The sequence below is a fragment of the Streptomyces sp. TRM68367 genome, from assembly GCF_014495685.1.
In the GTDB taxonomy this organism is placed as follows: Bacteria; Actinomycetota; Actinomycetes; order Streptomycetales; family Streptomycetaceae; genus Streptomyces.
Map to the genome: position 1 here is coordinate 1 of NZ_JACTVI010000012.1, position 12,409 is coordinate 12,409.

Genomic DNA, 12,409 nt, shown 5'->3' on the forward strand with positions numbered 1-12,409 from the left:
GGGGACCCTGTGGGAGAGTAGGACGCCGCCGAACAATTCTTGATGAAAGCCCCGTACCGGGTTCACCGGTACGGGGCTTTCTGCGTTTTGGGCCAATCATTTGTGGCCGAGGGACGGGTTGACACACCCCCGTCCCCTGCATCACAGTCGCCCCGCCGCTTTAAGTGCCAAATACGCGTCGGCCAAAGCCGGCGCCAGATCCTCCGGTGTCGCGTCGACGACCGTCACGCCATGGCGGCGCAGTTGCTCCGCCGTGCGGTGGCGCTCGGCCTGGGCCTGGGCGGCGGATGCCGCCTCGTAGACGGCTTCTGCGTTGCCGCGTGCCTTGGCCATGTGGGCGACGCGCGGGTCGGCCACTGATGCCAGGAGGATTGCGTGGCGCTGGGTGAGCTGCGGGAGGACCGGCAGCAGGCCCTCCTCGATGGGGGCCGCGTCGAGAGTGGTGAGCAGGACGATCAGGGAGCGGCGGGGCGCCGTCCGGCGTGCCGTGGCCGTAAGGCCTCGGGCGTCGGTTTCGACGAGTTCGGGCTCGAGTGTCGCCATCGCGTTGACCAGGGACGGCAGGACGTCGCCTGCCGTGCGGCCCTGGACGAGGGCGCGGACGCGACGGTCGTAGGCGAGGAGGTCGACGCGGTCGCCGGCGCGGGATGCCAGGGCGGCCAGGAGGAGGGCCGCGTCCATGGAGGCGTCCAGGCGGGGGGCGTCGCCCACGCGGCCTGCCGAGGTGCGGCCGGTGTCGAGGACCAGGAGAATGTGGCGGTCGCGCTCGGGGCGCCAGGTGCGCACGGCGACCGCGGACTGGCGGGCGGTGGCGCGCCAGTCGATGGAGCGGGTGTCGTCGCCAGGGACATACTCGCGCAGGCTGTCGAATTCCGTGCCCTCGCCTCGTGTGAGGACGCTGGTGCGGCCGTCCAGTTCCCGGAGGCGGGCCAGTTTGGAGGGCAGGTGCTTGCGGCTGGTGAACGGAGGCAGGACGCGGACCGTCCACGGGACCCTGTGGGTGCCCTGGCGGGTGAACAGGCCGAGGGGGCCGTACGAGCGGATCGTCACGCGGTCTGCCAGACGGTCACCGCGGCGGGTGGGGCGCAGACGGGTCGTGACGCGGCGGCGTTCGCCCGCGGGGACGGTCAGGCGGTGCCGGGAGCCCGTCGTTTCCGTGCCAGGCTGCCAGCTGCTGGGAGGCCAGGCGTCACGGAGGTGGGCGCGCAGGGGGCGCCGGGACGGGTTGGTGACCGTGAGGGTGACGTCGGCCGTGTCCCCGAGGCGTACGGAGGTGTCGCCGTCGCGGGTCAGGCCCAGGCGTCGTACGGGGGCCGCCAGGGCGAAGTCGCAGGCGCAGGCCATGGCCAGGGGGGCGTTGACGGCGAGGAGGCCCGACCAGCCAGGGTCCCAGATGCCGACGGGGAGTGAGCCGAGGGCCGCGATCAGCGCGGCGCGTCCGGTGAGTGCCATCAGCGGGGGACGGGGACGTGGGCGAGGATCGCGTTGATGACGGAGTCGGCCGTGACGCCCTCCATCTCGGCCTCCGGGCGGAGCTGCACGCGGTGGCGGAGAGTCGGCAGGGCCAGGGCTTTGACGTCGTCGGGGATGACGTAGTCGCGGCCAGTGAGCCAGGCCCAGGCGCGGGCGGTCGCCAGGAGGGCCGTCGCGCCGCGCGGGGAGACGCCGAGGGTGAGGGACGGCGACTCGCGGGTGGCCCGGCAGATGTCCACGACGTAGGCGGTGATCTCGGGGGAGACCGTCGTCTTGGCGACCGCGGCGCGCGCTGCCTCCAGGTCGGCGGGGTTCGCCACGGGGCGTAGGCCGGCGGCGTGCAGGTCGCGTGGGTTGAAGCCCTCGGCATGGCGGGTGAGGACGTCGATCTCGTCCTGGCGGGAGGGGAGAGGGATCGTCAGTTTGAGGAGGAAACGGTCCAGCTGGGCCTCGGGGAGGGGGTAGGTGCCCTCGTACTCGACCGGGTTCTGGGTCGCGGCGACCAGGAACGGTTCGGGGAGCGGCCGGGGGGTGCCGTCGACGGTGACCTGGCGTTCCTCCATAGCCTCCAGCAGGGACGACTGGGTCTTCGGGGGCGTGCGGTTGATCTCGTCGGCGAGGAGGAGGTTGGTGAAGACCGGGCCGGGCTGGAAGGAGAACTGGGCGGTGCGGGTGTCGTAGACCAGGGAGCCCGTCACGTCGCTCGGCATCAGGTCCGGGGTGAACTGGACGCGCTTGGTGTCGAGTTCCAGTGCTGATGCGAGGGCGCGGACGAGCAACGTTTTGGCGACCCCGGGGACTCCTTCTAGTAGGACGTGTCCGCGGCAGAGGAGCGCTACGACGAGGCCGGTCACGGCGGGGTCCTGGCCGACCACGGCTTTGGCGATCTCGGCGCGCAGGGCTTCCAGGGAGGCCCGGGCGGCGCCCGGATCCCCGCTGTGCGCGGCGTTGTCAGTGGTCGGGTCCATCATGGACGGCGTACCTCTCTTTCGAGGGCGTCGAGTTGGTCGGCGAGGGAGATCAGGGCTGCGTCGTCACCGGGCGGCGGGCCGAAGAGGAGGGAGTCGAGGGCCTGTCCGTCTCCATGACCGTGGAGGTGGGCGGACAGGGCGGGGAGCAGGGCCTCGGGCGCGTGCGCCTGGGGGACGGGGACACCCACGAGAGGGGCGAGGCGCGTGCGGGTGGTGGAGCGAAGAGCGGCGGACGCGCGGTCGCGGGCGTTGGCCTTGCGGTAGAGGCGGGCGCGGCCTTCGACGGTTTCGGAGGCGCGGATCGCCACGGGGAGTTTTTCCGGCACGAGGGGGCCGAGTCGGCGTGCCCGCCACAGGGCGGCCAGGGCTGCCGCGACGAAGAGTTGCAGCGTGCCCCACAGCCAGCCGGACGGGATCAGGTCGAAGAAGCTGCGCTCGTCGCCGCCGGTGTCGGTGACCGAGGAGTCGGAGAGAGAGGGGAGGTACCAGACCAGATGGGGGCGGGAGCCGAGGAGCTGGAGGGCGAGCGAGGCGTTGCCCTGCTCGTCGAGGCGGTCGTTGATCAGGATGTCGGGCGCGCCGATGACGACGGTGTCGCCCCCGGACGGCTCCGGGATGCGCAGCAGGGTGGCGAGACGCTCGCTGGGGTAGCACTCGTCGGCGTCGAGGTGCGTGGTGGTGTAGCGGACGCCGCCCGTGTCGGCGTTGCCGGCGCGCTGGGCGGCGGGCAGGTCGCAGGCGGGGGAGAGGGCGGAGTCGAGGCTGGTCGCGGGGTCTGCGGTGACGCCGGGGGCGAGCCGTTCGACGGAGGGGCTGCCCGGGGCGACGAGGACGGTACGGCCGCCGGATTCGTGGAGCGTCGTGTGCAGCCGGTTCTGTTGAGTGTGCGTCAGCAGGTCGGGGTCGGCGACCAGGAGGGTGGTGTCCGCTCCGGCGGCGGCGCGGGCCTGGCTCAGGGTGGTGACCACGCGCGTGGAGACGCCGCGGTCGGCGAGGAGTTCGGCGACGGCGCGGCTGCCGTAGGGGTCGGCGGAGCGCGGGTCGAGTTCGCCGTGCCGGGCATCGGAGCGGATCACGGCGATCGCGACGGCCGCGGCAATCAGGAGCACGAGAGCGAGCGCGATGCCTCGGGCGCGGGTCCACACCTGACGGGCGGTGGGCGAGGCCGAGGTGGACGGGGTGGCCTCGGTGGTCATCCGGCGGCTCCCTGGCGGGCGCTGTGGTCCGTGCTGTGGGGACTGCTGCTCGCGAGCTGGGGCTTGGTCCGCTCCAGGTCGCGGTCGAGTTCGGCGATGCGGCGGTACGACTGCTCGGTCGCGGTGCGTCCGCCGTATGTCACGTCGTCGAAGTCCCGGGCGCCGGTGCGCAGCCGGTCGGCGTGGGCGGGCAGGGCACGGCCGGCTTCGGCCGCGGCCTCGTCGGCGGTTCGGCCGGGGCGCACGTCGAGGAGAGCACGTTCCTCCAGGCTGCGGACGACGGCCCGCATGCGCTCCTGGACGGCCTGGTTCCAGTGGCCCTGGGCGGCGTGTGCCTCGGCGGCCGCGCGGTGTTCGGAGGCGCTGCGGGGCCGGTCCTCGAACAGGGCGGGGGAGGAGACGGGTTGGCGGCGGGGAGTGCCCAGGCGCCACCACAGCGCGCCGAGAACCGCCAGCACGGCCACGACGATCACGAGCAGCCCCAGCGTCCCTCCGGGGGTGGCTTGCGAGGCGGTGCGGAACAGGCTGTCGATCCAGTCCCAGAACGCGTTCAGGGCGCGCTGGACCCAGCTGGGGTCGTTCTCGTGGTACATGCGCTTGGACAGTTCGTCCCGCGCCGCTTCCCGCGCGGGATCACGCGGGATGGTGATCGGCGGCTCGTCGCCGGAGCGCGACAGCGCCCGTACGGCGGTCTCGCCGGCGCGCAGCAGCGTCCGTACGGCCGTGCCGGCGGCCTGCGGCAGCGCCGGCACGGCTGTGAGTACTCCCCCCGCCGGGCTCACTGCATCAGCTCCTCGGGGTGGTGCCGGGGGCGTTGGAGCCGTAGTCCTGGACACCGGCGGCGCGGGCCAGTTCGAGGTCGAGGGCCTCGCGGCGGATGCGCTGGTCGATGTAGAGGAGCACGGTGACGCCCGCCGTGATCGGGAAGGTGATCGTGGAGCCGATCACCGAGCCGATGCCGCTGATGACCAGGAACGTCCAGCCGAAGTCGCCGCCGCTGTTGAGGAAGCCGGAGATGCCGTCGCCGCTCAGCGCGGCGGCGAGGAAGGCGAACGGGATGACGATGATCGACGCGACGACGTTCGCGATGATCGTCGCCAGCAGCTGGATGCCGAAGACGCGCCACCAGGAGCCGCGGACCAGCTTCACGGAGCGGCTCATCGACTTCTTGACGCCCTGCTTCTCCAGCATCAGCGCGGGCGAGGCCAGGGAGAAGCGGATCATCAGCCACAGCGCGACGATGCCGGCGCCGAGGCTGCCCAGGACGGCGAGCGCGATGCCTCCGTCACCGCCGCCCGTGACGGCCACGAGGATGCCTGGCAGGGCGCCCGCGGTGACGACGGCGGCGGTGATGAGCAGCAGCAGGCAGATCAGCCCGAAGAGCTTCATGACCTGCGGGCGGGCGTCGCGCCAGGCCTCGCGGGTGGTGACCGACTTGCCGAGCACGGCGCGGCTGGTGACGGTCGTGAGCATGGCGGTCGCCACGATGGTGCCGACCAGGGAGATCAGGAGGATCACGCCGGAGTTGAGCAGGGAGTCGCCCAGGGCGCGGGTCAGCTCGCCGAGGGTGGCGCTCGGGTCGTTGAGGGCTTCGGTGCTGGTGTTGTCCAGGACGAGGCCTTGGAACAGGACGACGACGATCTCGGTGAGGACCGCGACGGTCAGCGAGATGCCGAGGACCGTGCGCCAGTAGGTGCGCATGGTGGAGACGGCGCCGTCGAGGACCTCACCGACGCCGAGTGGGCGCAGCGGGATCACGCCGGGCTTGGCGGCGGGCGGGGGGCCGCCCCAGCCGCCAGGACCGCCGTAGCCGCCGTACCCTCCGGGGCCGCCGCCGTAGCCGCCGGGGCCTCCCCAGCCGCCGTGGCCGCCTCCTGGGCCGGCCGTGGGCTGGCCGCCCCAGCCGGGGCCGGGCGGCGGGGGCGGGGGAGCCTGGCCGGGTCCGGCGGGTCCGGTGGGCGCGGACCACTGGCTCGGTGGCGGCTGCTCCTTGGACCACTTCACGCCGGGGCCCTGCGGGTGGTCCGGCTGGTCCGCGGGCTCGGGGCCAGGGCGGTCCGGCGGCTCTGCAGGGCCGGGCGTGCCCGGTTCCTGCCCGTCGGACGGGGCGGATCCGGGCGAGGCCCAGCCCGGAGTGTCGTTCATCGTCGCTCCTTCACGGTGCCCGTCCGCGGTTGCGGCGGCAGGCTGGCAGCCATCGTGCCATGGGGTGGTCTTCGATGGACCTGCCGAGGTATCGGCTGCGCACCTTCAATTGTCCGCCGGATAACGGGCAGACTGACCGCATGGCTGATCAGTACGCGCACGGCGGCGAAGACAAGCGGCCGACCGAGATTCCGGCGATCCGCTGGGAAGAGCCACCCGAAGGCCCCGTACTGGTCCTTCTCGACCAGACGCGGCTGCCGGCCGAGGAGGTGGAGCTGGTGTGCACGGACGCGCCCGCGCTGGTGGAGGCGATCCGCTCGCTCGCGGTGCGCGGGGCGCCGCTGCTGGGCATCGCGGGGGCGTACGGCGTCGCGCTCGCCGCTGTGCGCGGGTTCGACGTGGACGAGGCCGCGGACGCGCTGGCGGGCGCCCGGCCCACGGCGGTGAATCTCGCTGTCGGCGTGCGCCGCGCCCGGGCCGCGCACCGGGCCGCGCTCGCCGAGAGCGGGGATGCCGAGCAGGCGGCCGGGGCGGCGCTGGCCGCGGCGCGGGCACTGCACCGGGAGGACGCCGAGGCGAGCGCCCGGATGGCCGCGCACGGGCTGGCGCTGTTGGACGAGCTGCTGCCGGGCGTCGGGCGCCGGATCCTCACGCACTGCAACACCGGTTCGCTGGTGTCGGGCGGTGAGGGGACGGCGTTCGCGGTGGCGCTGGCCGCGCACCGGGCGGGGCGGCTGCGGCGGCTGTGGGTGGACGAAACGCGTCCGTTGCTGCAAGGTGCTCGCCTGACGGCGTACGAGGCGGCCCGCAGCGGCATGGCGTACACCTTGCTCACGGACAATGCGGCCGGTTCGCTGTTTGCCGCGGGAGAGGTGGACGCGGTGCTGATCGGCGCGGACCGCATCGCGGCCGACGGTTCGGTGGCGAACAAGGTGGGGAGCTACCCGCTCGCGGTGCTCGCGCGGTACCACCATGTGCCGTTCATCGTGGTGGCGCCGGTGACGACGGTGGATCCGGACACGCCGGACGGGGCGGCCATCGAGGTCGAGCAGCGTGCCGGCCATGAGGTGACGGAGGTCATGGCACCTCAGGTGCCCGTGGCCGGAGCGGAAGCGGGAGGCGGGATTCCGGTGGCCCCTCTGGGGACCCAGGCGTACAACCCGGCGTTCGACGTGACACCGCCGGAGCTGGTGACGGCGATCGTCACCGAGGAAGGCGCCGTGTCGCCCGTGACGGCCGAAGCGCTCGCGGAGCTGTGTGACAGGTCACGCCAGGTAACGATTTAGTTAATGGGATGATGGCATTCATGAAGGGACGAGTCCTTGTCGTCGACGACGACACCGCACTGGCCGAGATGCTCGGCATTGTGCTGCGTGGTGAAGGTTTTGAGCCGTCTTTCGTAGCCGACGGTGACAAGGCGCTGGCCGCATTCCGTGAGACCAAGCCCGACCTGGTGCTGCTGGATCTGATGCTGCCCGGGCGCGATGGCATCGAGGTGTGCCGCCTGATCAGGGCGGAGTCCGGGGTGCCGATCGTGATGCTCACGGCGAAGAGCGACACCGTCGATGTCGTCGTGGGGCTGGAGTCGGGTGCCGACGACTACATCGTGAAGCCGTTCAAGCCCAAGGAGCTGGTGGCCCGGATCCGGGCGCGGCTCAGGAGGTCCGAGGAGCCGGCGCCGGAGCAGCTCGCCATCGGCGACCTGGTCATCGACGTGGCCGGGCACTCGGTGAAGCGGGACGGGCAGTCGATCGCGCTGACGCCGCTGGAGTTCGACCTGCTGGTCGCGCTCGCGCGCAAGCCGTGGCAGGTGTTCACACGTGAGGTGCTGCTGGAGCAGGTCTGGGGCTACCGGCACGCGGCGGACACGCGCCTGGTCAACGTGCATGTGCAGCGACTGCGCTCCAAGGTCGAGAAGGACCCGGAGCGGCCGGAGATCGTGGTGACCGTGCGTGGTGTCGGGTACAAGGCCGGGCCGAGCTGACATGTCCGGAGACAGTGCCGCATCGGCGCCCGGGCGGTCCGGTGCCCGTGCCGGGCGGCCTGTCGGCCGGGGGACGGCCGTATCCCGCTGGGTGCGGTTCCTGGAGGGCCGGCTGCTGCTGCAGGGCGGAGTCCAGGGCAGCCCGGTGCTGCGCCTGCTCATGCGCTGGGTGCGCAGGCCGCTGCTGCCCGTCATGCGGCTGTGGCGGCGCAACATCCAGCTCAGGGTGGTCGTCACCACCCTGCTGATGTCGCTGGGTGTCGTCCTGCTGCTCGGCTTCGTGGTGATCGGGCAGGTGCGCAACGGCCTGCTGGACGCCAAGGTCAAGGCCTCGCAGAGCCAGGCCACCGGCGGGTTCGCGGTGGCCAAGCAGAACGCCGACGAGGCGGCGGCCGGCACCGACGACGATCCCTCGTCGGCCGTGGACGGCCGTACGTCGCAGAACGTCATCGAGTGGATGAGCAACCTCGTGTCGTCGCTGGCCAGCGGTGGCCAGGGCGCGTTCGACGTGGTGACGCTGCCCACGGGCGACGACAGCGGTGGCGGGCGCGGACCGCGTGCCTCCGGGTTCGTCGACCCGTCGGCCAGCGTGCCCGAGGCTCTGCGCATGCGGATCAACACCAGCACCGAGGCGGTCCAGAGCTACACCCGCATCGTCTACAGCAACGGCCAGGAGTCCCAGCCCGGGCTGGTCATCGGCAAGCAGATCAACGACCCCAACGGCAACCCGTACGAGCTGTACTACCTCTTCCCGCTCGCGCAGGAGGAGAAGTCGCTGAGCCTGGTCAAGGGCACGCTGGCCACCGCCGGGCTGTTCGTCGTCGTCCTGCTCGGGGCCATCGCGTGGCTGGTGGTGCGCCAGGTCGTCACGCCGGTGCGGATGGCCGCCAGCATCGCCGAGCGGCTGTCCGCGGGGCGGCTGCAGGAACGGATGAAGGTAACCGGCGAGGACGACATCGCGCGGCTCGGCGAGGCCTTCAACAAGATGGCGCAGAACCTCCAGCAGAAGATCAGCCAGCTGGAGAACCTGTCGCGGATGCAGCGGCGGTTCGTCTCCGACGTCTCGCACGAGCTGCGCACCCCGCTGACGACCGTGCGGATGGCCGCCGACGTCATCCACGAGGCACGGGAGGACTTCGACCCGGTGACCGCGCGGTCGGCGGAGCTGCTCGCCGACCAGCTGGACCGGTTCGAGTCGCTGCTCGCGGACCTGCTGGAGATCAGCCGATTCGACGCGGGCGCGGCGGCGCTGGAGGCGGAGCCGATAGACCTGCGGGACGTCGTACGGCGCGTGGTGAGCGGGGCCGAGCCGCTCGCCGAGTGCAAGGGCACGCAGATCAAGATCGTCGGAGACCAGCAGCCCGTCGTCGCCGAGGCCGACGCCCGGCGTGTGGAGCGCGTCCTGCGCAATCTCGTCGTCAACGCCGTCGAGCACGGCGAGGGCCGGGACGTCGTGGTCAAGCTGGCCGCGGCGGGCGGCGCGGTCGCGGTCGCGGTGCGCGACTACGGCGTCGGGCTCAAGCCCGGCGAGGCGGCTCGTGTCTTCAGCCGCTTCTGGCGGGCGGACCCGGCACGCGCGCGTACCACCGGCGGTACGGGCCTGGGGCTGTCCATCGCGCTGGAGGACGCCCGGCTGCACGGCGGCTGGCTGCAGGCGTGGGGCGAGCCGGGCGGCGGCTCGCAGTTCCGGCTGACGCTGCCGCGCACCGCGGACGAGGCGCTGCGGGGTTCGCCGATACCGCTGGAGCCGCCGGACTCGCGGCGCAACCGCGGACTGAGCGACGCCGGTCTGCCGCACGGCGGCGGGGAGAAGACCGCGACCGCCACCGTGCCCGCGCAGCAGACGGGCGGGCAGGTGCCCGCGATACCCGCGCGGGACGCCCGGGACTCGATGGTGCCCCGGCTGGCCGCGGTGCCGCCCACGGTCGACCCGACGGCGCTGCCCGGCAACGGCGCGCGCGTGGTGCCCCGCTCCGGCTCCGGGATCACCTCGGTCCCGCGCGGGCAGGACGTTCCGGCCCCGGCGCTCGCACCGGCAGCGCGGGCCGACACCGTGAGCCGCCCGGGGACGGGGCCGGAGGGGACGCCCGACGAGGAGAACAGGCCGCAGGGCCAGGACCGGCGGAACGAGCCGCAGGGCTCCAACTGTCGGTTAGAACCGCCGGCGGACGCGGACAGACAAGCGGACGGGCAAGGGGAGGCATTTCGTGGGGGCTGACCGCAAGGGCGGCGGCCGGCGGTCGCGGGCGCACGCGATGGCGTACGCCGCCTGCGGTGTCGTACTGCTGGCTGGGTGTGCCTCGATGCCCGACAGCGGGGATCTGCGGGGCGTCGAGTCCACGCCGCGCCAGGACTCGCAGGTACGGGTGTTCGCCGTGCCGCCGCGCGACGACGCCTCGTACACCGACATCGTGCAGGGCTTTCTTGAGGCGCTGACCAGCGACGAACCGGACTACAAGACGGCGCGCATGTACCTCACCGACAAGGCGGCGCGGACCTGGCGGCCGAAGCAGTCCACCACGGTGCTGGTGGACGGCCCGGGGTTGCGGGCGGGCAGCCCGGCCGACCGGGAGGACGTCGGCGAGTACTCGTACCTGCTGACCGGCACCAAGGTCGCCACGGTGAACGCGCAGCAGGCGTACACGCCCGCCAGCGGGTCGTACAACGAGTCGGTGCACCTCACGCGGAACCCGAAGAACGGGCAGTGGCGGATCGACTCGGTGCCGCAGGGCGTCGTGATGGGGAAGTCGGACTTCCAGCGCAACTACATGTCCGTCAACAAGTACTACTTCGCCACGAACAGCGAGTCGGTCGCCACCGGCGGGCAGCCGATGGCCGTCGCCGATCCCGTCTACGTGCGCAGGCGTGTCGATCCCATGACCCAGACCGTGCGTTCCCTCCTCGATGGGCCCACGAGCTGGCTGCGCCCCGTGGTCCGGTCGAGCTTCCCGACCGGTACGGCGCTGGAGAAGGACGCCGCCCCGCTGACGCCCGACGACCGCAACAGACTGACCGTGCCGCTGAACGACCGGGCCGCCAAGGCCGGTACGGGCATCTGCGAGGAGATGGCCGCCCAGCTGCTGTTCACGCTGCGCAGTCTCGCTCCTTCGATGGACGAGGTCGCGCTGCGGACGGGCCGGGCGGAGCTGTGCTCGCTCACCGAGGAGCGGGCCGAGGCGGTGGCCATGCGCGGTGCGTCACAGCACCCGGACTACCTGTACTTCGTCGACGGCAAACACCGGCTCGTACGGCTCGGCACCGGCAGCAGCGCCACGCGCATCGAACCGGTGCCGGGGGCGCTGGGCGAGGGCGGCACGGCACTGCGCTCGGTGGCGGTGTCGTACGACGAGCGTTCCGCGGCCGGCGTCACCCTCGACAGCAAGTCGCTGTACGTCGGCTCGCTGGAGTCGGGCGGGACGCTCGGGAAGGCCGTGGTGCACAGCGGCGGCAAGGCCGAGGAGGACCGGCTGACGACGCCCAGCTGGGACGCTCGCGGCGACTTGTGGGTGGCCGACCGGAATCCCGCCGACCCCCGGCTGCTCATGCTGGAGGACGGCTCCGGCGAGCCGCTGGAGGTGGCGACGCCGGGGCTCGACGGGCGGGTCCAGGCCGTACGGGTGGCCGCCGACGGGGTGCGGATCGCGCTCGTCGTGGAGAAGAACGGCAGGCAGTCCCTGCTCATCGGGCGGGCCGAGCGGGTTGAGGAGACGGGCGGGCGCCTCGACGTCACAGTCCGTGAACTGCGTTCCGTAACACCGGAGTTGGAGGAGGTCAAAGCCATATCGTGGGCCGGTGATAGTCGGCTCGTCGTGGTTGGGCGCTCGCCCGGTGGTGTGGAGCAAATGCAGTACATGCAGTGCGACGGTTCGATGTCCGAGTCGGGATCCTTGCCCAGCCTCACAGAGGTGAAGAGCGTCGCTGCCTCCGAGAGCAGCGACCTCCCGCTCTTGGCTGCCTCAAAGGAAGGGGTTCTGCGGCTGTCCGGGGGGAGGGGCTGGAAAACGGTGCACGAGACGGGTACAGCTGTGGTCTATCCCGGCTGACGATATCGCCGTTCTGTCTGGACCTCACCTGGGCGATGCGGGGACAGAACGGCGATATGCACTTGCACGCGCTTCCGGGAGCGGAGGTCACCCGCAGTGACTGTTGTCCTCGCCGTCGTAGATGCCGTGGAAGCCGCCGTACCAGTCGACGCACTGCCCAGCGGAGTTCGTCAGGGTGTAGACCGGACCGGCGTAGTGATAATAGTCACCGCTGTCTATGTCCCAGGCGCCCCCAGAGACTCGGATCGCCGCCTTCATGTCGACCTTGTAGTCCGTGCGGAACTGGATCGTCACGGCACAGTTCTTGCGGCCGTTGTAGGTCAGGTAGACCGTGGCGCTGTCTGACCCGCCGAACAGGGAGATGTTCTTGTAGTCGATCACCGAATACCCGGACCCGCACGCACCGTTGTACGGGACGATGCCGCCTGCGGCACTAGCAGGTGTTGCAAGAGCCAGGGAAGCTGCGGTCAGCATCGTTGTGGATGCTGTGACGGCTAGGATCTTTCTTCTTTTGTTCACGGCGTGATCTTATGCATCAATCGAACACATGTCCATGACAGTCGCGTTCGATTGGCGTCCTTGAGTTTTCCACAGGGG

General features: G+C 71.8%; 10 protein-coding genes. 4 read left to right on the plus strand and 6 right to left on the minus strand.

The features are described 5' to 3' along the window. Positions 1-141 precede the first annotated feature (141 nt). Genes H8R17_RS11130 through H8R17_RS11150 form a run of 5 tightly spaced genes read right to left on the minus strand, consistent with a single transcriptional unit; the run spans position 142 to position 5,785 of the window. A complete protein-coding gene (locus H8R17_RS11130; protein WP_187822991.1) occupies positions 142-1,452 on the minus strand; it encodes a DUF58 domain-containing protein in 1,311 nt (436 codons plus the stop codon). Next, the gene (locus H8R17_RS11135) at positions 1,452-2,441 is read right to left on the minus strand and encodes a MoxR family ATPase (RefSeq protein ID WP_187823087.1); all 990 of its coding nucleotides are present in this window, start codon (positions 2,439-2,441) and stop codon (positions 1,452-1,454) included. The genes H8R17_RS11130 and H8R17_RS11135 overlap by 1 nt, the downstream gene beginning before the upstream one ends. Beyond that, on the minus strand, positions 2,441-3,640 hold the full coding sequence (locus H8R17_RS11140) for a DUF4350 domain-containing protein (RefSeq protein ID WP_187822992.1): 1,200 nt from the start codon (positions 3,638-3,640) through the stop codon (positions 2,441-2,443). The genes H8R17_RS11135 and H8R17_RS11140 overlap by 1 nt, the downstream gene beginning before the upstream one ends. Beyond that, entirely contained in the window at positions 3,637-4,422 is a 786-nt protein-coding gene (locus tag H8R17_RS11145) for a DUF4129 domain-containing protein (RefSeq protein WP_187822993.1), read from the minus strand. The genes H8R17_RS11140 and H8R17_RS11145 overlap by 4 nt, the downstream gene beginning before the upstream one ends. 4 nt (positions 4,423-4,426) lie before the next feature. Continuing rightward, a complete protein-coding gene (locus H8R17_RS11150; protein WP_187822994.1) occupies positions 4,427-5,785 on the minus strand; it encodes a glycerophosphoryl diester phosphodiesterase membrane domain-containing protein in 1,359 nt (452 codons plus the stop codon). A gap of 140 nt (positions 5,786-5,925) precedes the next feature. On the opposite strand from H8R17_RS11150, the gene mtnA reads away from it, so the two are divergent. Genes mtnA through H8R17_RS11170 form a run of 4 tightly spaced genes read left to right on the plus strand, consistent with a single transcriptional unit; the run spans position 5,926 to position 11,812 of the window. Next, positions 5,926-7,071, plus strand: a complete 1,146-nt coding sequence (gene mtnA / locus H8R17_RS11155; protein WP_187822995.1) for an S-methyl-5-thioribose-1-phosphate isomerase — start codon at positions 5,926-5,928, stop codon at positions 7,069-7,071. Between the two features lie 8 nt (positions 7,072-7,079). Next, a complete protein-coding gene (gene mtrA / locus H8R17_RS11160; protein ID WP_187822996.1) occupies positions 7,080-7,769 on the plus strand; it encodes a two-component system response regulator MtrA in 690 nt (229 codons plus the stop codon). Between the two features lies 1 nt (position 7,770). After that, complete coding sequence (gene mtrB / locus H8R17_RS11165) at positions 7,771-9,987, plus strand: MtrAB system histidine kinase MtrB (RefSeq protein WP_187822997.1); 2,217 nt, start codon at positions 7,771-7,773, stop codon at positions 9,985-9,987. After that, positions 9,977-11,812, plus strand: a complete 1,836-nt coding sequence (locus H8R17_RS11170; RefSeq protein WP_187822998.1) for an LpqB family beta-propeller domain-containing protein — start codon at positions 9,977-9,979, stop codon at positions 11,810-11,812. Before mtrB ends, H8R17_RS11170 begins: the two co-directional genes overlap by 11 nt. An 87-nt stretch (positions 11,813-11,899) precedes the next feature. Here the strand turns inward: H8R17_RS11170 and H8R17_RS11175 are convergent, their stop codons facing one another. Next, positions 11,900-12,286 carry a spore-associated protein A gene (locus H8R17_RS11175; protein WP_187822999.1) on the minus strand — a complete coding sequence of 129 codons (387 nt, stop codon included), beginning with the start codon at positions 12,284-12,286 and terminating at the stop codon, positions 11,900-11,902. Between the last annotated feature and the right edge of the window lie 123 nt (positions 12,287-12,409).